Raw genomic sequence first — 20,642 nt, forward strand, 5'->3', positions numbered from 1 at the left:
TCTTCCTTGTGTACCGCCCTTGGCTGCTATTTGAAACAGGCTCGCCTGCAGCGCTAAGAGCCGCCGCGGCCTCGAGTCCGGTCCTCCGCCTTCCCGTACCTGGCTTCTCCGTATGTCTGCGCGAGCTTGCCAGCCTCCTCCGGCGTCAGGGAGGTGAAGGCCTCTTCCGCCGCGGACAGATTGGCGGCATGCTCTTCGGGAGTCAGGCTGGGCCTGTATTCGTAGCCTTCGGCTATCGCGCTGCGGATGAAGGAGCGATACCGCATCCGCGGATCGCGGCCGTCGCCCTTCGGCTCCTCCTGCGCCTTGCGGCCAGCGGAGCGTTTCTTGCGCTTGCGGGGCACCCGCTCCAGCTTGATGACCTCGTCCGAGTAGCCCGCGCCGGCCGGCTCCTTGAGCGACCTCAGCAGCTTGAGCCTGCGGAACAGCGCTTCCGCCAGCTGGCGGATCCGCTCCGGAAGGAAGCGCCGCAGGAGGAGGTACAGGAAGTAAGCCAGCAGGACGGCGGCGATCAAAAGAACGATGACGATCAGGATATTGCCGATCAGCACGATCCATTCGTTCGGCTCCTTGGCCTCCGGCAGCTGCATGGGCCCCGCTTGGCCTGCAGGCGGTTGTTGCGGCTCGAGCGGGGGCAGCCCCTGCTCTGCGGGGGGACGCCTCAGCGCCGCCAGCAGCGCGTCGCGGAGATGGCGCAAGGAATCGGCAAGCCCTTGCCAGGCGCCGATCACAAGCATGAGCGCGACGAGGGACCCCGTCAGCAGCCGGTTCCAATACCGCATCGCGGGAGTTCCCCGCCAGCCGAACCCGTCCTTGCCGGCGGCATGCTGGACCTGAAGGCGGTTCAGGCGAAGCAGATACAGGCACAGGGCAAGCGTGAAGGAGGCCTGGACGGAGAAGGCGTACGGCTTCAAGTAGGCATTCGTCAGGACGACGATATAGATGACGAACGAGGCCAGCATCCCCAATTGGACGAGCATCGGCGCAGCCTGGTTCCACAGCGATCGCCGCCCTGCGATAAGCCCTCTGACAGCTGCGGCTCCGGCGGCAAATCCCCATACGCAAGCGCGGATGGCGGCTCCGGTCTCGGATGCGCCGGGGAACAGCCGCAGGCCGATCCAGGCTCCCGCGCCGGCGCCAGCCAGAGCGAGGAATGCCTTGGCCAGCCGCCCGGCAGGCCCATGGGATACGCGGCTCCCGGCAATCGCAGCCGCCGCATGGAGCGCCAGCACGATGAGGCCGAGCAGCAGCGGCGGCAGGAATAGCGGCAGCTCCGCAGCTCGGAACATGGGGAAGACAGCTCCGAGCAGCAGGACCGGATACAGCGCAAGACATTCAAGGAGCGAAAAGACCAGCATGAACGGAGCCGCTTGAGGCTGACGGACGACCAGCCTTGCCGTTTGGCCAGACTGCGGCTCCAAGCCGGAATGCGGAGCTTGCATGGCTGCGTGCTCCCTTCCGCTTCCAGCCGCATGATCGGGGCGTTCGGCATCTCCCTTCGGGGAAGAAGCTGCGTCCGGCACGGAACGGGTTTCGGGACCGGCGGCGGAACGATCTCTTCTCATGGCCGTCTCCCTCCGTTCGTACGGAGAGGCGGTTCCACAAAAGCAACGCGGTGGCCGGACTGCTCCAGCAGGGCTGCAGCCTCCATAATCCGGTCCGACCGGAACGCCGTCACGAGCAGATAATCCATCCCGGCGGACAGCTCCAGCTCGGCTTCTCGCCGAAGCAGCTCATGAAACGGCATCCGAATCCTCGGCTCTACCGCAGCCATGGAAGCGAGCGTCTCCTCGAGCTTCCCGCTGCCGCTGCCGAACTCCACTCTCCCGGTATCGTCCGAGTGCCGGCTGACCGTTCCATTATGGGCGAATCCGGCCGCCAGGCCTCGGCCCAGCATTCCTGCAGCCAGAGCAGCCGCGCAGCTGATCGTTGCCTCCATGTCGTCCGGCCTCGTCACCCGGTCCCACATCATTTCGGATTCTTCGATGTTCAGCAGGATCATGGCGCGGGGATCGGCCGTATGCCCATGCCGGCGCACCTGCAGCTCCAGCGAGCGGGCCGATGCCTTCCAATCGATGCGGTTGAACGCGTCTCCGGGCAAGTACGCCCGCGTGCCGCTGGCGACGAACGGGTCCTCGACGATCCAGCGCCTCACCTCGAGCTCTCCCTGCCAGCTTCGCCAGGAGTCGGGCATGGCGCTCTCTTCCATCGGAGCCGGGTATACAGTGAGCGTATGCGGAAGCGACAAGGTGATCGACGGCGTGTGGATGGAGAACAGGTCGCCGCCTGTCAGCGACGCCGTCTCCATGACGAATACGCCTCTGCTGACGCAGGTCGTCTGATGGGTGCGGACGATCTTGACACGTGGCTGCAGCGTGAACAGGCTCGTATGGTTCTGATAGATTCGGCCCCGGCTGACGGACGTATCTCCGCGGCCGCGGAAGACGATAGAGGCTGGAAGCATCGTCTCCAGGCGCAGCCACGGTACGGGAAGCCCCTTGGCATTCTCGATCGTCTCGACAATTTCCAGCCGTTCGCCTGCGTAGCAGGCTTCCTCGCTGAAGCGGCGGGACACCTTCACCCCGCGCAGCGATCCTTTGCCGAGCACCAGTCCCTGAGCGTAAACGAGAGCTCCGCAGACGGCAAGCAGGAGCAGCAGCTCCATCAGCGGGCCTCGGCCCCAAGGCCTTCTTCGCTCGGCACGGGCATCGCGTCAAGCAGCTCCTGAACGAGCGCTTCCGTCGGCCGGACCTCCGTCGAATGACGCCTCTTCAGCACGATTCGATGGGCGCATGCCGGCACAGCCAGCCGCTTGATGTCATCCGGCAGCACATAGCTGCGGCCGTGCATGGCCGCATAGGCTTGGGAAGCCCGCATCCATGCCTGGGTGCCGCGAGGGCTGATGCCGAGCGCGACTCCCGGATTGGAGCGGCTCGCCTCCGCAAGGGCGACCATGTAATCGAGCAAGTCGGCATGCACCGATACGCCGGCGCACAGCCGCTGCGCCTCCAGCACCTCCGCCGCCGAGGCGGCCGGCCGCAGCGCTTCTGTCCAAGGGGAGACGGCGCCTACGGTGCGCAGCAGGATTTCCCTGCCTTCCTCACGGGAAGGATACCCCAGATTCATCCGGATCATGAATCGGTCCATCTGCGCTTCCGGCAGCGGGAACGTGCCTTGGTTGTCGACGGGATTCTGGGTCGCCACCACCATGAACGGCTTCTGCAGCTCCATCGTCTTGCCTTCGATGCTGATCTGCCGCTCTTCCATGCATTCCAGAAGGCTCGACTGCGTGCGGGGCGTGGCGCGGTTGATCTCGTCGGCGAGCACGATCTGCGTGAACAAAGGACCTTTGCGGAAATAGAATTCGCCGTCCTTCTGATGGTAGTAGTGGATCCCCGTCAAGTCGGAGGGGAGCAGGTCCGGGGTGAACTGGATCCGCTGGAAGTCGAGGCTGAGCGATGCGGCCAGGCTCTTGGCCAGCATCGTCTTGCCCGTTCCCGGCACATCCTCGAGCAGGACATGCCCCGATGCCAGCAGAGCTGTCAGCAGCAGGTCGATCTCTCGATCCTTCCCTACCATTACCCGGTTGATGTTCTCCTTCACTCTGGCGGCCAGCTGCTGCACTTGATGCACCTTCCCACTTCCTCTCGATATCGTCGCTTGAGGAGGGCCTTCAGCAGGCCGCATGCCTCTACGATTCTATTCTAGCAAATGGGTTCTGGAAAAAACAGACAAGCGGACTCCCGGAAGAGCCCGCCTGCCTGGATGGATGAGATCAAGGATTCTGGACGCTGAACGTGTCTCCGCCCTTGATCGTCCCCGATTCGAAGCCCTTGTAGAACCAGCGCTTGCGCTGCTCCGACGTGCCGTGCGTGAAGCTCTCCGGCACGACATAACCTTGCGACTGCTGCTGGATGCTGTCGTCGCCGACCGCGCTGGCCGCCGTCATAGCCTCGTCGACGTCGCCTTCCTCGAGCAGATTGTTTCCTTGCTCGTAGTGGGCCCAGACGCCGGCATAATAGTCCGCTTGCAGCTCCAGCCGGACCTGGTACTTGTTGTACTCCGTCTCGCTGAGCTTATCGCGCAGCGGAGCGATCTTGTCCATCGTGCCGAGCAGCGTCTGCACGTGATGGCCGACCTCGTGGGCAATGACGTAAGCCATCGCGAAGTCGCCCGGCGCCTTGAACCTCTGCTTCAGCTCGTCATAGAAGCTGAGGTCGATGTACAGCTTGCGGTCGCCCGGACAATAGAACGGTCCCACCGCCGAGGTCGCGCTGCCGCAGGCGGATTGGACCGAATCGTTGTAAAGGACGAGCGTCGGCTTCTCGTAGGTCATTCCCTGCTTCTGGAACACGTCGCTCCATACCGTCTCGGTGTCCGCCAGCACGACCGACACGAACTGGGACAGCTCCTGCTCCTGCTGCGTCTGCTCATAGGGCTCCGAGGAGCTCTGCCCGCCGGTCATGCCTCCGAGCAGGTCGCCGGGGTTTCCGCCGAGAAGCGTGACGATCAGTATCAGGATGATCCCGCCGATTCCGCCGCCGACCAGCTTGCCTCCGCCGCCCATTCCCCTGCGGTCCTCCACATTGCCGCTTCCTTGTCTGCCTTGCCATCGCATGGCGACTCCTCCTCGTCTGTCTCCAAAGGTCGTATTCCCGTTGAAAGGTTTACCTTTGATATACCCGCGGGAGGCGGTTTGACGCTGGAAGAGCTTTCTTGAGGCCAGCCCGGTGCCGGCTGTCAGAAAAAGCATCCGCCGTAATCGGCTTTGCGGTCGCGCCAGACGGAATGGACATGGCCGCCTCCGGGCATCGCAGCTTCCCTCTTCACGACGGATTCGATCCATAAGCGAGGGCCCTCGATCCGAAGGTAGGAGCCCGGCCCCGTGTCGTCCAACGAGCCCGACCAGCCGATGTAGGTCCTATCCAGAGCTTCCTCCGTGAAGTAGTCCGCCAGCAGCTGCGGCATGTCGGAAGGATGGGCATCGATCGCCCAGCCGGTGACAGCCTCTCTCACCTTGCGCTTCTGCTTGTCGTCCAGATGGGCGTACGGAAGGCCCTCGTGCTCGGGGAACCTCGCATCCCTGCCCGGTCCGAGAAGCACATCCTCGAACTTCTCCTCGAGCTGAGCCGCTGCCAGCTGATCTGGCTGCAGAGAGCGGAACAGCTCGTAGGAGGCTTTGAGCCGGCCTTCCATCGGCCCATAGGTTCGGCCGCCCGCCGCAGAGATTCTCGGCTCGATGCCGACGAACATGGGGGTCAAGCCTTGCTCGCGCGTATGATACGTTCGGTTGATAGCCAGATGGTGGCCGCTGATCTGCAGCATCCATGGGCTCGATTCGCTCGGATCGCCCAGAAACGCCACCTGATAAAAGCGGGAATCCCATTTTGGATTGCCGGAAGCCTCCTGCTCCGCCTGATCGGCCAATAGGATCGCCTTCATCGTATGGTAGCCATGCGGTCCAAGGGCTTCCGCAGCGAGCGCTTTGAAGGCTTCCAGGCTGGCGGGACTCATCGAGCCCAGAGAAATGCCGTTCCGGGGCGCCTCCTCGAGCGGGAAATAGCTCCAATCCACCGCATGCTTCGCTGTAAACGGATACCGGATCGCTTTGCGCTGCTGCGGTGCGAGGGTATCCTCGAGCGCGCGGGCAAGACAAGCAACTCGGCTGTCATGGGGCAATCGGGAGCAAGTAGCCGTCGCCTCGCGGGCGACGCCTTGCTGCAAGGCGTTGTACACATCCGCCCCGCTTCCCTTCTTGCCGGGAGCCGGCTTCTGGACCGGATTGGCCCCGCCTTTAGATGCGGCCCATGCGGCTGTTCCCTGCGCGCCGGCGGAAGTGCCCGGCCAAGCCAGCGTCAGCGCCAGAAGCGCCGCTGCGGCTATGCTTTTGTTCATGATCGGGTAAGACTCCTTTATCAAGATGAAATAACGGGTGCGGCGCCTGCCTGTCATGCCCTAGCATTCGCATTCGGCTGCCTGATCATTCCATTATTTCGGGAGAACGCAAAAAGAAGCGGTCCCTCAGTCCATTGGATGACTGAGGGCATCGCCCCTCTGCAGACGACTTATCCGTTCGTCCGGCCGGCTGCCGGAGCGAAACGCCCGCTCCCGCCATACACGTACATTCCAGCTTCCTCCGGCTGGTCAGCGCCCATGCGGCCCTCACGCCCCTCATGCTGAGCAGCCGGGGATTTGTACGAATAGGCATGGCCGTACGGGCCCGGCATTCCCTGCATTTCCGGCATCATCTGCCCTCCGCCATATCCATGGCCGTACATGCCGGCCATTCCCTGCATTTCCGGCATCATCTGCCCGCCGCCATGCCCATGGCCGTACATGCCGGGCATTCCCTGCATTTCCGGCATCATCTGTCCGCCGCCATATCCATGGCCGTACATGCCGACCATTCCCTGCATTTCCGGCATCATCTGCCCGCCGCCATATCCATGGCCGTACATGCCGGGCATTCCCTGCATTTCCGGCATCATCTGTCCGCCGCCATATCCATGGCCGTACATGCCGGGCATTCCCTGCATTTCCGGCATCATCTGCCCGCCGCCATATCCATGGCCGTACATGCCGGGCATTCCCTGCATGAGCGGCTGAGCGTGGCCTGCGCCGTAGCCGTAACCGCCGGAAGCCTCCTGCAGCGCCTGTACCTTGCCGCAGCCCGGAGGCGGCCCAAGAATGAGGGACTGCTGGATCGGCGCCACCGCCTTGGCATATTCTTCTTCATCGACGCAGTACGCGAGATTCATGATTTCCTTGGGCGTAAAACGGAGGAAGTCCGAGCCATAGACGATATCCGGAGTCGGCTGATCGAATATAGTCAGGATATGCGCCTTCTCGGACAGCGTCAAGATCCAGTGGAACCAGCCCTTGGGCAAGACGGCGACCTGACCCGGCTTCAGCTTGCAGCTCATCAGCTTCTGAGTGAACGGGTCGAATACGGAAGTCATGACTTCGCCGCTGATGACGAAGACCAGCTCCGTCGCATTGGTATGCCAATGGGGTTGAATGATGATGCCTTTAGTCAAGTGTACGTTGAAAAGACCCGTTCGGATGGCTGGGAGCTGCTCGCCGAACAGCTGCGTAATGTAGTTATGCGGATCTCGCTTGAAATTCAGCACCTCATTGGAGTCTGCGCATAAGGTCAGACTAGGGGATTGCAGGACAGAATCGGTCACGTTCTTATTCCTCCACTCTGGGTTGCAGTCTAGTTCACTGTATGCCCAGAACGGCCGATCTGCTCCTCACTGCCAGCAAGCCCATTGCCTGCATTCAAAAAAAAAGACAAAAAAGCACGGGCACAGGCCCGCGCTTCAGCAAGCTATTCGATCTTGAACCGGTCGACCAGCTGCTTCATCTCTTCCGCCATAGCGGAGAGGCTGCTGGCCGAAGCATGGATCTCTTCCATCGACGCGAGCTGCTCCTCGGTCGAGGCCGCGGCTTCCTCCGAGCCGGCCGCATGGGACTGGGCGATGCCGGCGATCTGCGAGGCCGCGTCGGTGACCTCCTGAATGCTGCCCGTAATCTGCTTCACGACGGCCGCCATTTCCTCGATATGCGGAATCATATGTTCTGTGCCGGACAGAATTCGGGAGAACTTCTCCGAGGTGAGCTCCGATATGCTCAGTCCCTGCTGCGCACCAGCCACGACCTCGCTCATGATGGCGACGGATGCTTCCGTGTCCTGCTGGATGCCGGCGATCAAGGCGCCGATGTTTTTGGCCGACTGCTGCGATTGCTCCGCAAGCGCCCTTACTTCGCCGGCCACGACTCCGAAGCCTCTGCCGTGCTCGCCGGCGCGGGCGGCTTCGATCGCGGCGTTCAGGGCGAGCAGGTTGGTCTGACGGGCCAGATCCGCGATGACTTTCAGGATGCCGCCGATTTCGCGGGAGCGTCCGGACAGCGAGGCGATCACCTCATTGGATCTTTGGACCGATTCATGAATGAATCTCATCTGGTTCAGGTTGTCCTCCACATACCGGCTTCCATCCTCCGCCTCGTCGAACGTCTGGCGGGAGAACTGCAGCACGCTCTCGGAGCTCGCCGAGATGAGCCTTGCGCCACCCAGCACTTCCTGGAGGGCATTCTGGTTCTGATCCAGCCGCATCGTCGTGATCTCGGCGCCGCCCGCGATTTCCTGGATGGCGGAGGCGACCGTCTCGGCAGCCTTGCCCGACTGCTGCGCCCCTACCTTGAGCTGCTCGGCGGATGCGGCCAGCTGTCCAGCGCTTCCGGCAATGCCCCCGATCATTTCTTTCAGTCCGACCGTCATCTCATGGAAGGCTTCGTTCAGCTGGTATATTTCGTCCCGGCCGCGGATAACGAGCTTGTCCCCCGTCAGATTCCCTTCCGCTACCTGCTTCACCGATGCAGACAGCCGGATGAGCGGACGGGTAAGGAACCACGACACGAGGATGCCCAGCGCCAGCGCGACCAGAGCGGCCGCCGTGCTGATGACGATGACGGCGATCAAGCCTGCATTAGCCTGGTCTCCCGCCTTCCTGACATTGTTGCGGATAACGGTGTCGCCTATCCACTCCGTCATGGAATCAGCCTGGCTCGTAATGGATTCGCTGACGGGAAGAATGATCGTGACGCCTTCTTCCGCCGCCTTTTTCTTGTTGCTCAAATAACTGTTCATCACCTTCACGGTTACTTGCTTGAATTGCTGATTGGCATCGTCGATAGCTTGCAGCCGTTTTTCGGTTTCCTCCAGAGTTGCAAGCTCAAGCCCTTTTTTGACTGCGGCGTCGATCCGGTTGTTGGCGTCATAGATCTGGGTTTTGTACTTGGCATCTCCATACAGCATATAAGCGCGGAATGCGCTGATCTGCACCGCGGAATCGGTCTGGATGGATTGGGCGAGAGACCTCAATTCACCTGCCGTATTGACGATGTAGTCATAGGATTTCTTCGTATCATCCACGGTGCGGATCGTAAAGACGGATGACAGTCCAAACAGCAAGGAAACCAAAACAAAGCTGCCGATCAGCTTCATTCTAATGTTGAAATTAATTTTCATGGGGTCTCTGGATCCCTCCGTATCAAAAGATACGTATGTTATCGACGGAGTGGAGAAAAAAATTGAGGAATGGCAAAAAGTGATTGGCAGGCTTTCAGTTTGTTGGAATCGAGATACTCGAGGAATCGGGCGTGGAAGCAGCCAAGGTATAAGCCCCCCTGCCGTTCGGCCATGCTAATAAGCAGGGAGGTGAATGCAATGGCCAAAGATGTTCTTTGCGAAGTGAACTCCTGCCGGTACTGGGCTGCCGGCAATAAATGCGCGGCTGCATCCATTTATGTCGTCAGCCACAGCAAAAAAGCCAGCAATTCCGAAGAAACGGACTGCCGAACGTTCGAACCGAAAATCTGATTCGACTCGGACAGCCGACCGCCGGCTGTCCGTTTTCATTTCCGGCTCCCCTTTAGCATAACCAACAGTGATAATGATTATCACTGTTTGGGAAAATTTTTCAACCCGCACCCTTGCAGGCTTGAACAAGCTTCTCGACAGCCTCCATTCCCATCTGCCGCATCTCCGCACGCCTCCCGCTCCGAGGCACCATCTTGCTTGGATCCCACCTAGATTCTTATACGCAAAAAAACCGCCCGGCCCTCTGGCCGGGCGGCTGACGCCGCTCTAGCTTGCTGATGCAGTACCTGCCCGCTGCTTAGCGGCCCTTGTTCGCCGGAGCTGCCGTGCGCTCTCCTGCCGGACGCTGTCCGCCTCGGCGCTGCCAGCTCTGCTTGGCTCCTTGCCCCGACTGGCCGCCTTGGCCGGCTCCCTGCTTGGCTTGACCGCCGCCGCTGCCCGGGGAGGCTTGCTTCGCTTGGGAACCTTGGCTCCCGCCGCGGCCGCCCTGCCTCGCTTGGCCGCCTCCGCCCTTGGAGGAGCCTTGCTTCGCCTGCACGGCCGGCTTCTCCGATGGCGCCGGAGCCCCCAGCATCGGGTACGGATGGTCGGATACAACCGGAATTTTCTTCTTCGTCACCTTCTCGATATCCTTGAGGTAAGGGAGCTCCTCCACCTCGCAGAACGAAACGGCGATTCCGCTATGTCCGGCCCGGCCGGTACGGCCGATCCGGTGCACGTACGTCTCCGGCATGTTGGGCAGATTGAACTGGATGACATGGGACAGCTCGTCGATATCGATGCCGCGGGCGGCGATATCGGTCGCTACGAGCACCCGCGTTGCGCCCTTCTTGAAGTTGCTCAGAGCAGCCTGGCGCGCGTTCTGGGACTTGTCGCCGTGAATCGCCTGGGCGGATATGCTTTTCTTCGCCAGGCCCTTCGCGACGCGGTCCGCTCCATGCTTCGTGCGGGTGAATACAAGCACCGAGGAGATCGTCTCGTCCTGCAGCAGATGGGTAAGCAGGGACAGCTTGTTTTCCTTGTCGACGAGGTACACCGACTGCTCGATCCGATCGACCGTCGAGGACACCGGGGTGATTTCGATCTTGACCGGATTCACGAGCAGCGACTCCACGAGACGGGCGATCTCCGGAGGCATCGTAGCGGAGAAGAACAGCGTCTGCCGCTTGGCGGGCAGCCTGGTCATGATCTTCTTCACGTCGTTGATGAAGCCCATGTCGAGCATGCGGTCGGCTTCGTCCAGCACGAGCACTTCGACATGCTGCAGATCGGCATGCTTCTGGTTGATGAGGTCGATCAGCCGGCCCGGCGTCGCGATCAGGATATCCGTGCCGCGCTGCAGCTGCAGCTCCTGGCCGTGCTGGGAGACGCCGCCGACGATGACGACGCTGCGCAGCTCGGTGAACCGGCTGTAGGCTTTGATGTTTTCTTCGATCTGGATGGCAAGCTCACGCGTCGGCGTCAGGATGAGCGAGCGGATGACCCGCTTGCCTGAAGGCTTGCCGCCGCCCGGACGTCCAGCGCTCAGCTTCTGGATGATCGGGATGGAGAACGCGGCCGTCTTGCCTGTGCCGGTCTGGGCGCAGCCAAGCACGTCCCGTCCTTCAAGCGCAGCCGGAATCGCCTTCTCCTGGATCGGCGTAGGCTGCGTGTAGTTTTCTTTGCTCAGCGCCTTGAGAATGGCCGGCGCGATGTTCAGTTCTTCGAATTTCATATGGTCTCCTATGTTAAACGTCTATTTTCGCGTGTGCTCACGAACCGTTCCCCTCCATCATAACCCATCGGAGAGCCGGAATACAGGATCATTGGCAGAAGCCGCTTCCATTCAGGCTCCGGCACCGTCCAAAAAAGCAGGCCGCCAGCCGCAGCCTGCATGCTTTTGGGCATGATCGGGACATTCATCAATGGGCAGCCTCGACCTCATCGACATGCTTCACATGCTTGCGATTGGCGAGAATGTAGGCCACCGAGACGAGCACGAAGGCGGCTCCTACGATGAACGGCACATGGGGATTGAACCACTCGGCCAGCTTGCCGGCAAAATAAGGCGCGATCGCGCCGCCGAGAAACCGCAGGAAGCTGTAGGCGGCGGAAGCGGTCGAACGCTCGACGGGAGCCGCGTTCATGACGCCTGTTGTGATCAGCGTGTTGTTGTTGCCGAGCAGAGCCCCTGCAAAGATGACACAGGCGATGACAACCCAATGGATGTCGGTCCAGGTGCCCATCGCCAGAAGCGTGAGGCCGAACAGCGCCAGCATGACCGCCATCGATTTGACGGTGCCGAACGCCCGCTGGAGCTTGGGAGCCATGAATACGGAGGTGGAAGCGAGCAGAATCCCCCAACCGAGGAAGACGTAGCCGATGCCGTGGATGTCCAGTCCCATGACGAAGGGAGCGTAAGCCATCAGGGTGAAGAAGCCGAAGTTGTACAAGCACGCCGTGAGCCCGAAAACGACAAGCGACCGATGCTTCATCGCCTTGAACGGATCCAGAAGGGAAGCCGACAGCTTCTTCTGGGCATAAGCCGGCGTCTTCGGCGCGGCCGACTTCGGCATCATGAACGTCAGCGCGATGAAGGCGAGCACCATCAAGGCTGCGACGCCGAGGAACGGTCCTCTCCAGGAAATCGAGCCGAGCTCGCCGCCGAGGAGCGGGCCGACCGAGATGCCGAGGCCGATGGCCGCTTCATAGAGGATGATCGCTTTGGCGACGCCGCTGCGGGAGAGCGACACGATCGCCGTCAGCGCGGTGGCTACGAACAGCGCATTGCCGAGGCCCCAGCCGCCGCGGTAGCCGACCAGCTCCCATATCCCGTTCGAGAAGCCGCCGAGGGCGGAGAAGATGGCGATGATGACGACGCCGAGCAGCAGCGTCCGCTTCATGCCGAGCCGGGAGGTGATCGTGCCGGTGATCAGCATGGCGACAGCCATGACGGCGTTATAGCTGGTGAACAGCAGGCTGACCTGGCTCGGCGTCGCGTTCAGCTTTTCGGATATGGCAGGCAGGATGGGATCGACCAGCCCGATTCCCATGAAGGCGATAATGCCGGCAAAAAAAACGGCCCATACGGCGCGCGGCTGATTGAGAATGCCGCTGCGCGCGGCGGGCAATTCATGCTTTGCTGCAGGTTGGGTTGTATTGGCCACGAAGGCTCACTCCTATTCGATTTCGTATCTGATTTTCGCTTCCTGGATCTTGTCCTTCAGCTCGATGAATTCCGATCGGATCTTCACGATCTTGGCGATCTTCTGATCCATCATCTCCAGCTGCTTCTCCACCGTCTTCTCCATATCGCCGATCATGGAGCGCTTGCGTTCGATATCCTCCACGATGCGGATGCCGTCCCGCAGCACGCTCAGATCTTCGCCGATCGACACGTACTCCTGAAGCTCCTGCAGCGAGAAGCCGAGCGCATCGCGGGCATTGATGATCTTCTTCAGCTTCTCCACATCGGATTCGGTGTAGAGGCGGAAGCCTCCCTCGCTCCGTTCCGGAGCCAGAAGCCCGATCTCTTCGTAATAGCGCACCGTGCGCTTCGTCAGGCCGCACAGGTTGGCGACATCTTCGATTTTGTAGATCGTTATCCCTTCTATCTATATTATTCATTACTAAAACAATTACCTCAAAGATATCACTTCGTAACCTTAACGTCAACGTTAACTTCCCCTCATCCGTGCTTAAGCATCTGAATCAGGCGGCAACCCTTGGGCATAGAAAAAACGGAGCCTCCTGTCCGGTAGGCTCCGCTTCCATGCGGCTGGTATAGCATGTTGCTCCCATCGCATATTCATGGATCTGACTCCATGATTATTCCGATGCTCTTGGAATGCTTCTGTCATCGGCTGTCGTTCGCGCTGGTCCCCTATGCGTAGTTGCCCGCTCAGTCCATCCGGACCGTTACAATGACCCCGTCCGAATTGTTGCCGGACAGCTCGTACGATTTTCCCGCCGGAATCTTCACTGTCGTCTTTCCCCGGACGGGATGGTAGGAAATCCGGTATTCCGCCCCTTCGACTTCCGTTTCGATCGTCCCCTGATCCTTCAGCAGGTCGAGATATTCCTCCAGCACAAGTCCTTCCCGCTGAATGACCGCGCTGTGCGGCAAGCCTACGTAGCGGAAATGCCAGGGCTCGTAGCGGATGCCGGTCACATCCGTCTTGTCCTCCGGATACCTCAGGATGAATCCGTACTTCCATGCGTTCTTTTTCAGCCACTTGCCTTCCGGAGCTTTGCTCATCTCGGCGCGGCTGGAGCCGATATCCAGGGACAGGCCCAGATTATGCTCGCTATGTCCTGGCGGAAGCGCCGAATTGCCGCCAAGCTCGCGATAGAGCTTGGCCTGCTCCTCGTTGCTCCGATAGCCGCTGCTGATCAGGAAATGATCGACTCCATCCTTATCCGCGTCCTTCACCATCGCAATGAACCGCTTCGCCACGCTCTCGGAGAGCCGGATCTTGTTGTCGAGAAGCCCGTAGCCCTCCAACAGCTCCTTGTGCTCGTACAGATTGACCACATCGGACTTGCCGTCCTTGGAAGGAACGGCATGCTCCTTGTTGACGAGCACCAGATTCCCCTGATGAATCCGGGATTTGCCGAGCAATATCGACTGCTCCTTCTCTGCGCTGCTGTCCGGGGCAGCCGATTCAGCCGGCTGCGAAGGCTTTGGCGCCGCAGTGAACGAAGGCTCGGGATGCGCCGATGCGCAGCCGGCTGCCGCGAGGAGCAGCAGCATTGAAATCCATCTCTTCATGAGTCGCTTTTCCTTTCGCTCTGTTCTTGCTCCAGCATAAGGGCAACTAGTTAAAAAGGATTTGAGACCTGATAAATTTTTCCTTAAATCGGCTTTGCATTCGTCAGCGATCGGGCAGGGGCAGTCGGACAGGGCAATCGGCGAATCAAACCGGAATCGGAAAAGACAAACAGCCTTCTCCGGCCGGCGGCCGTGAAGGCATGGCAAAATCATTCCCGCTTCATGGGAAGGCTTACAGAAATATCCCGCTTGCAGCCGCCGCCCTCATCCAGCTTGCCCTTGCAACGGCAGGCGGACCTCAAATACGGTCCGGATAGCGCTGCTCTCGGCCGCAATCTTCCCCTTGTGCCGGTCGATGATGTTTTTGGCGATGAACAGGCCGAGTCCCGTGCTTCCTTCCTGGTGGGTCCGGGCCCGATCGCCGGTGTAGAACATTTCGAACAGGCGGGGCAGCTCGTCCTCCGGAATCATATCGCCGTAATTGGCGATGCGGACAACGGCCTCTCCGCCCTCCAGGCTGCACTGGACATCCACGAACTCTCCGTCCCTGCCGTACCGGGCCGCGTTGGCCAGCAGATTCTCGAACACCCGCGCGAGCAGCTCGCCGTCGCCGTTCACGATGAGACCAGGAGCGATGTCCGGCCGGATGCTCAGCCGGCTTTTCTGGAACACGGGATAGAGCTCCTCGTTCAATTGGGCGAGCAGCTCGCTCAGATCCAGAGGCGCGGTCTCGAGCGGAAGCGTGCTGTAGTTCATCCGGGTGACCTCGAACAGGCCGTCGATGAGCTTCTCGAGACGCTTGGATTTGTTGAAGGCAATGGACGTGTAATGGCTTTTCTGCTCCGGGGACAGGCCCCCGTCGCGTAGGATCAAGTCCAGGTAGCCGAGCACGGAAGTGAGCGGGGTGCGCAAATCATGGGCCAGATTCAGCACGAGCTGGTCCTTGCTGTTCTCCGCGAAGTCGCCCCGCTCGACGGCGCGCTGCAGGTTGGCGCTGGCCGCATTGATATCGCGGGCGATGCTCTCGAACTCGTCTCGCGAAGCGATGTCGACGCGTCCGCTGAAATCGCCGGAAGCGAGGCGCCCGATTCCGGCCGATATTTCGCGGAAGTAGGCGGCGTAAGGCGTCGTCAGAAAGAAGAAGAACAGCACCGCAAGCGGGACGAACAGGATCAGGAAGAAGTTGAGATCGCCGAAGCTGCGGATGGCATGGCGGAGCCGCTCGAGCGGCTCCCCGTATCTCACATGGCTGCTGTAGTAATACTGCAGCGCCTTGAACACGGCATACGTAACCAGGCCGGACAGCAGCATGCTGAGCGCCAGCAGCGCGATCATTCGGGCCCGGAAGCTTCTCAGCCACTTATCCATTGAACTTGTATCCCACTCCCCAGACCGTCTTGATCCACTTGTCCTTGTCTTCCCCCAGCTTCTTGCGCAGGGTGCGGATATGCACCATCACCGTATTGCCGCTGTCGAAGTACTCCTCTTCCCACACATGGCGGAAAATGTTCTCGGCTGCGAACACCTTGCCGGGATGGCTCGCGAGCAGATGCAGAATATCGAATTCCTTGGGCGTCAGCTCCACGCCTTGCCCGTACACGGCAACCGTGCGCCGCATGGAGTCGATCGCCAGTCCGCCGACCTCCAGCACCGAATGCTCCTCCTTCGGCCGGCTCAGCTGCATGGACCGCCGGAGCTGGGCGTTCACCCGCGCCACGAGCTCAAGGGGATTGAAGGGCTTCGTCATGTAATCGTCCGCCCCCATGACCAGGCCGGATATTTTATCGAAATCCGAGGTTTTGGCGCTCAGGATGATGATCGGGATATGATTCTCCACCCGGGTCTGCCGAGTCACCTCGTAGCCGTCGAGTCCCGGCATCATGATATCGAGAATGGCGAGGTCGACCGGCTGCGACTGGATCGTCCTCAGCGCCTCTGTGCCGTCTGCGGCCTTGATTACGTTGTACCCCTCCTTCTCCAGATGCAGAGCGACCAGGTCGGCAATCTCCGCCTCGTCATCCGCGACCAGAATCGTTATCCGCTTCATCTGCTGTCCGCCTCCCCGATTGCTGCCCTCTAGGCATAGCTTTTCTTCAGTTCTACCAGAGTTGGCTCCAAAAAACCAACTTTAAGCGGCTAAAAATAGCGGCATCCTCATTTCAGGCAAATAAAAAAGGCGCCCTGACTGCATAAGGGCGCCTTTGCCGGTTGAATCGAGTTTATTGGAAAAGGATCCCATTGACCAAACGATCCAGCAGCAGGGCAGATTCCTTTCGGGATGCCTCAGCGGCGGTCGAGTAATGGAACACATCCTCCTTCTGGCCAATCAAGCCCGAGCCCATGGCTTGCTCATAGTAAGTTTTGGCCCAGTCAGGCACGGACACACCCGATGCTCCGCTGGCCGATGCAGGTGCATACCCCGCATACTGCATGGCTTTGACCAGCATAGCGAGCATTTCTTGATGAGAGATCGTATGGTTCGGCTTGAAGCTTCCATCCGGATAACCGTTGATGATGCCCGCCTGCACAGCTTGCTTAACGGCGGCATCGTACCAGCTGCCTGGCTTGGCATCGGTAAAGGAGGTCTTGCTGCTGATAGCGTCTGGCGTCATTCCGAGAGCTTTGCTCAGCATGGCAGCGAACTCTGCACGGGTAACCTTGCCTTCAGGCTTGAAAGTGCCGCCGGGATATCCGGACAAGATCGTCCGGCTTGCCAAGGTTTTGATGCTTTGCGAGTATTCTGCGGATGCAGGCAAATCCGTAAAGGAAGTTGCCAGGCGTGCCACGGCGTAAACTGTGCCTGTCCTCCCATAAATCGTCGCCGTCAGCATGCCGTTGCTGTAAGAATAGCGAGCCGGCACGGGAATGAAGCTCTTGGACGAAGCGTCATACGCATAAGCGCCAAGCTGGGAAGCCGGAATGTCCGGGGCATCCAGCTTGAGGACATGCTGGACGTATTGGCTGTAGCCGCCAATTTCTCGAGTTGCGCCTCCAGCGGTGACGGAAGCCGTGAACTTCACCGGCTTGCCGACCGGATTGCCTTTTCCGGATTGCCTCAATCCCGCTGCATCGCTGTCGTTCAGCTGCTCGAAGGAAATCTCGAATCGCTGCGCCGTTCCCGCCGTCGAAGTGAGAGCCAATGCGGTGGCAGGAAGGCTCCATGAGCCCGACGGAGTCTCGAAAATGAACAAGCTCCCTTTTTTCTCCTGCAGCTTCTGCACGCCTGATGCTTCAATGCTGAAGACGATCTTGCCGCTCTTGCTGTCCGAAGCTAACGTTACCGTTCCTTTGCTCAAAAATTCATTCTTGCCCATTAATCCGGAGAGGTGAGCGGCCGACACATCCAAGGATGTATAGACTTTGCCGCTGCCGTCCTTGGATTCCACGGCTTGAAGCTTGTCCGACGCCGGCGTCGGGGATGGAGTCGGCGTCGCAACGACCCCTGGGAAGCCTCCGAATCCGCCAGGGAAGCTTCCCCCCGTTCCGCCATCAGAGGTCGGCGTCGAAGATGGCGACGGAGATGGCGAAGCGGACGGAGTAGGCGTAGTTGTCGGCTTTGGCGTTCCCCCAGGGAATGTTGGACCGTCATTGATTATTTCCGGGATAACAAGAGGGGTCGGATCGCTTTCGTACAATCCCGGCCGCTTCCGGGTGATATAAATTTTGGTGCCGGGACTCCCCATATTTCCGGTTTGAATCGTAATGCTTTCTGTTCCCGCAGGCACCCTTGTTGTAGAAAACGATAAGTACGAGGAGTTGTACAGGGTAATCATATCCCCGGGCTTCACATTTTTTACTTTGACCAAATCTGAAGCATACAGATATTTGGTCAAGGCGACATCTCCTTCTGGAATAGAAGGCGAAATAAATCGCTCCAGAATCAAGAATTGGTATATCGGCGCTTCATAATCTCCGCTTTGCTGCACAAGAGCAAGGCCGACTGCGCTTTCCGGCAGCTTTGTCTTGCCGACAGCGACAGAATAGCTGGATTTCCCTCCAGCCACTTCAGCCAGCTTTCCGCCGATAAGTCCATTTTCCCCGACGAAATACAGAGAGTAAGTCAGATTTGGCTTTTCCTTTCCCGCTTTCCATGCAACGGTGCCCTGAACATATCCATCTGCCGAAGAAGTTTCTTGAATTCCGAATTCAGCGGCAAAAAAGGCGGGAATATCCCATAGCATGGTTTTGGCCGGCTTCAGCTGCGGCTGAGGATCCGAATAGCTCAGGTAAGAATACAACCCAATGTACTCGGCCTTTTCCGGGACATCGTAATAATAGATTTTATAGGTCATTGTCCCGTCATCCAGCTTCTTATCCATGTACCCGCTGATATAATTGAGTTTATTTCCGTCGGCATCCATGAAATAAGGAGCATATCCCTGAACCTTTCCCACATCACGCGCAGGCTTGAAATACAAGGTTCCGCTCACCATATTGGACGTATAGCTGTCAACCGCAAAAACGAGATTCGATGGACTCAATTCCGTATCCATGTAGGACTGAATGCCCTGTATACCTTCAAAACGGTATAAGCTGTTCGGTGTCGACAAGTATATGCTTCCGTCCGAATCGACGTAGGCATCATTGATTTCAAACGGCAGAGCAAGCTTTTTGACATAAGTGTCCTTGTCATAGACGTTGTTCTTGCCGAACGCCAAGTCTCCCGATACATAAAGGATATTTTCCGGATAAGAACCTAACAATCTGGCCGGATTGCTCTTATTGTATCGTTTGGATCCCAAGTATAGGCTGCTGCTGTCCAGATGTAGATCGTTGTATCCATATCCCGCATCGACTTTGATCGAAGAGGCTATGCCGAGCGTATCCGGATTCATCTTGATGATTTGGCCGTTGCTGTACGTGTACAGAGCATTGTCCGACAAGTCGTACGCAGCTTGCCCAAAGTTGGTGCTGTTGGGATAGCCCATGACTTGCCTGTCTGTCGTTCCATCCGTGACATGGAAATTGTTGAAGGTATCCTGTCCCCAATAGAACACATTGACTGTTCCTGCAGGCAGGACGCGGCTTGGATTGGACGGAATCCGTATTCTGTTCACGCCTGAACCAAGTGCTGCTGCATCAAGCACGCCTATTGACGTCTCTCCTTCAAAAGCGATATACAGCTTCCCATTGTGCAGTTGGATATGTAGCGGCTTGGAGCCGACATATTGCTTGGACACGAGACTAAGATCGTGTTTATTCAAGACAGCCAGCTCGTTCGTGACGGAGGATACTGCATAGAGATAAGGCGAGGCTGCATCCGTCGTCCAGCTGTCGATCGGATAATTGCTGGAGGTGGAGTAGTTCGTTGTCTTGTTCAGGCTGATTGTGGGGAGCGCTCCTGAAGGGTCGAACGCATAGGCTTCCAGCGTCTTCGTATAGTAATCATCCTTCACGATGAAAGCATTCCCGTTGCCGATCACAGCACGTCCCGCTTCATAAGGGAATCTGGCGACAGGAAGATACCGATCCTTGTCGAATACTCCTTCGCTTGTCGCGACCAGAGATCCGTTTGCATCTTGAAGCTTGGATATTAGATAAGTATACGAATCAAGACGTGGATACATTCCCTTGATTTCAGATAAATCCCGGCCGTTCAATTTGGTTCCTGCATAGAGCACATTCTCATTATCGAGGAAAATGTTAGGCGTAGGGAACCCGAACCCATAGTTTCCGTCATACGTGCTCTTGCTGATTTGTTGACCTGTAAGATAATCAATGGCATACAGATGTGAACCTGACGAGCCTGTCTCGCCTGCGTATAGGATATGATTGCCCTCATCCACCTTTAAGCCAGGCCCTGAAACTCTGTCTATAAGCATCGTTGTCTGCCCTGTAGCCCGATCCTGCTTGTAAACTTCGCACCATTGATATAGCGAAGTCGTATAGAAAATATATTCGCTCGTCACGGCGATCCGCTGAGGCTGATAGGTCGTCTCGATCATAGCGCTGACCGTACGGCTCGTTAGATCCACGACCGCGATATCCATGGCCCCCGACAAGGCAATATAAAGATGGTTTCCGTACAATTCCATATCCGTAGGCATTGAGCCTACGCTCAGTTCCTTCTGTACGGCAAGATTGCCCGCATCCAAGAAGGTCAGTTTGTTGTTGTCCTTCGTAAGAGCATAGACGGATCCTGCGCCCTGATCATATACGAGGTCGGTGACAGTAGCGCCGAGCGTGGCGGAACCAACTAATTGCATGGCTGGAGACGGTCCCGCTTCCTCTGCAAAGGCCGTTTGCTGATTGCTGCCGTAGCTACCGCCGCTGATATTCAGCCATGGGGCTCCGATTATGAACGCCATGAATAGCAATAATGCTTTTTTCCCCAATCCTCTTGTGACCAAAATAGTTTACTCCCCCCGAAGAATAAATACTGAATTCACATTTCTAATTTAAGGGATTGCAGGATTATTTTCCATGCCTATTTTTTTCATTATTGCCCATTTTCCTTTTCTCTGCCGGGACAATCGTTTATGCGATAAAACTATTGCTTCTGAGCTGAAA

Annotated in this window: 15 protein-coding genes; 1 reads left to right on the forward strand and 14 read right to left on the reverse strand. The window is 58.5% G+C overall.

Translation table 11 applies throughout. The annotated features are described in order from the left end of the window. Positions 1-53: 53 nt before the first annotated feature. The 7 genes from ACLBWT_RS11455 to ACLBWT_RS11485 all read right to left on the reverse strand — a co-directional run bounded on the left by ACLBWT_RS11455 (position 54) and on the right by ACLBWT_RS11485 (position 9,031). Positions 54-1,565, reverse strand: a complete 1,512-nt coding sequence (locus ACLBWT_RS11455) for a hypothetical protein (protein WP_447663257.1) — start codon at positions 1,563-1,565, stop codon at positions 54-56. After that, positions 1,562-2,665: a DUF58 domain-containing protein gene (locus ACLBWT_RS11460; protein WP_447663258.1), complete on the reverse strand. Its 1,104-nt coding sequence runs from the start codon at positions 2,663-2,665 to the stop codon at positions 1,562-1,564. Before ACLBWT_RS11460 ends, ACLBWT_RS11455 begins: the two co-directional genes overlap by 4 nt. Then, positions 2,665-3,687, reverse strand: coding sequence for an AAA family ATPase (locus ACLBWT_RS11465; protein WP_447663259.1), 1,023 nt, complete (start codon positions 3,685-3,687; stop codon positions 2,665-2,667). The genes ACLBWT_RS11460 and ACLBWT_RS11465 overlap by 1 nt, the downstream gene beginning before the upstream one ends. Positions 3,688-3,775: 88 nt before the next feature. Then, on the reverse strand, positions 3,776-4,618 hold the full coding sequence (gene ypfJ / locus ACLBWT_RS11470) for a KPN_02809 family neutral zinc metallopeptidase (protein ID WP_447663260.1): 843 nt from the start codon (positions 4,616-4,618) through the stop codon (positions 3,776-3,778). A gap of 122 nt (positions 4,619-4,740) precedes the next feature. Continuing rightward, positions 4,741-5,895 (reverse strand): DUF3500 domain-containing protein, encoded by a 1,155-nt coding sequence (locus tag ACLBWT_RS11475; protein ID WP_447663261.1) that lies wholly within the window; start codon positions 5,893-5,895, stop codon positions 4,741-4,743. Between the two features lie 170 nt (positions 5,896-6,065). Then, positions 6,066-7,187, reverse strand: coding sequence for a cupin domain-containing protein (locus ACLBWT_RS11480; protein WP_447663262.1), 1,122 nt, complete (start codon positions 7,185-7,187; stop codon positions 6,066-6,068). A 143-nt stretch (positions 7,188-7,330) separates the two neighbouring features. Then, positions 7,331-9,031 (reverse strand): methyl-accepting chemotaxis protein, encoded by a 1,701-nt coding sequence (locus ACLBWT_RS11485; protein WP_447663263.1) that lies wholly within the window; start codon positions 9,029-9,031, stop codon positions 7,331-7,333. A 198-nt stretch (positions 9,032-9,229) separates the two neighbouring features. On the opposite strand from ACLBWT_RS11485, the gene ACLBWT_RS11490 reads away from it, so the two are divergent. Further along, positions 9,230-9,382, forward strand: a complete 153-nt coding sequence (locus ACLBWT_RS11490) for a DUF1540 domain-containing protein (protein WP_447663264.1) — start codon at positions 9,230-9,232, stop codon at positions 9,380-9,382. Between the two features lie 298 nt (positions 9,383-9,680). Here ACLBWT_RS11490 and ACLBWT_RS11495 read toward each other — a convergent pair whose 3' ends face one another. The 7 genes from ACLBWT_RS11495 to ACLBWT_RS11525 all read right to left on the reverse strand — a co-directional run bounded on the left by ACLBWT_RS11495 (position 9,681) and on the right by ACLBWT_RS11525 (position 20,440). After that, on the reverse strand, positions 9,681-11,096 hold the full coding sequence (locus ACLBWT_RS11495) for a DEAD/DEAH box helicase (protein WP_447663265.1): 1,416 nt from the start codon (positions 11,094-11,096) through the stop codon (positions 9,681-9,683). Positions 11,097-11,283: 187 nt separating this feature from the next. After that, positions 11,284-12,528: an MFS transporter gene (locus ACLBWT_RS11500; protein WP_447663266.1), complete on the reverse strand. Its 1,245-nt coding sequence runs from the start codon at positions 12,526-12,528 to the stop codon at positions 11,284-11,286. Between the two features lie 12 nt (positions 12,529-12,540). Continuing rightward, entirely contained in the window at positions 12,541-12,909 is a 369-nt protein-coding gene (locus ACLBWT_RS11505; RefSeq protein WP_447663267.1) for a MerR family transcriptional regulator, read from the reverse strand. 353 nt (positions 12,910-13,262) lie between these two features. Then, positions 13,263-14,132, reverse strand: coding sequence for a M15 family metallopeptidase (locus ACLBWT_RS11510; protein WP_447663268.1), 870 nt, complete (start codon positions 14,130-14,132; stop codon positions 13,263-13,265). A gap of 264 nt (positions 14,133-14,396) precedes the next feature. Continuing rightward, a complete protein-coding gene (locus ACLBWT_RS11515) occupies positions 14,397-15,500 on the reverse strand; it encodes an ATP-binding protein (protein ID WP_447663269.1) in 1,104 nt (367 codons plus the stop codon). Then, positions 15,493-16,179, reverse strand: coding sequence for a response regulator transcription factor (locus ACLBWT_RS11520; protein WP_447663270.1), 687 nt, complete (start codon positions 16,177-16,179; stop codon positions 15,493-15,495). The genes ACLBWT_RS11515 and ACLBWT_RS11520 overlap by 8 nt, the downstream gene beginning before the upstream one ends. A gap of 172 nt (positions 16,180-16,351) precedes the next feature. Beyond that, complete coding sequence (locus tag ACLBWT_RS11525; RefSeq protein WP_447663271.1) at positions 16,352-20,440, reverse strand: S-layer homology domain-containing protein; 4,089 nt, start codon at positions 20,438-20,440, stop codon at positions 16,352-16,354. Positions 20,441-20,642: the final 202 nt, after the last annotated feature.

The organism is Paenibacillus sp. D51F, from assembly GCF_053345695.1.

Excerpts from the sequence above, each read along its gene's own strand:
- ACLBWT_RS11455 (WP_447663257.1), bottom strand. The coding sequence starts at position 1,565 with ATGAGAAGAGATCGTTCCGCCGCCGGTCCCGAAACCCGTTCCGTGCCG.
- ACLBWT_RS11460 (WP_447663258.1), bottom strand. The coding sequence starts at position 2,665 with ATGGAGCTGCTGCTCCTGCTTGCCGTCTGCGGAGCTCTCGTTTACGCT.
- ACLBWT_RS11465 (WP_447663259.1), bottom strand. The coding sequence starts at position 3,687 with ATGCGGCCTGCTGAAGGCCCTCCTCAAGCGACGATATCGAGAGGAAGT.
- ypfJ (WP_447663260.1), bottom strand. The coding sequence starts at position 4,618 with ATGCGATGGCAAGGCAGACAAGGAAGCGGCAATGTGGAGGACCGCAGG.
- ACLBWT_RS11475 (WP_447663261.1), bottom strand. The coding sequence starts at position 5,895 with ATGAACAAAAGCATAGCCGCAGCGGCGCTTCTGGCGCTGACGCTGGCT.
- ACLBWT_RS11485 (WP_447663263.1), bottom strand. The coding sequence starts at position 9,031 with ATGAAAATTAATTTCAACATTAGAATGAAGCTGATCGGCAGCTTTGTT.
- ACLBWT_RS11490 (WP_447663264.1), top strand. The coding sequence starts at position 9,230 with ATGGCCAAAGATGTTCTTTGCGAAGTGAACTCCTGCCGGTACTGGGCT.
- ACLBWT_RS11495 (WP_447663265.1), bottom strand. The coding sequence starts at position 11,096 with ATGAAATTCGAAGAACTGAACATCGCGCCGGCCATTCTCAAGGCGCTG.
- ACLBWT_RS11510 (WP_447663268.1), bottom strand. The coding sequence starts at position 14,132 with ATGAAGAGATGGATTTCAATGCTGCTGCTCCTCGCGGCAGCCGGCTGC.
- ACLBWT_RS11515 (WP_447663269.1), bottom strand. The coding sequence starts at position 15,500 with ATGGATAAGTGGCTGAGAAGCTTCCGGGCCCGAATGATCGCGCTGCTG.
- ACLBWT_RS11520 (WP_447663270.1), bottom strand. The coding sequence starts at position 16,179 with ATGAAGCGGATAACGATTCTGGTCGCGGATGACGAGGCGGAGATTGCC.
- ACLBWT_RS11525 (WP_447663271.1), bottom strand. The coding sequence starts at position 20,440 with ATGGCGTTCATAATCGGAGCCCCATGGCTGAATATCAGCGGCGGTAGC.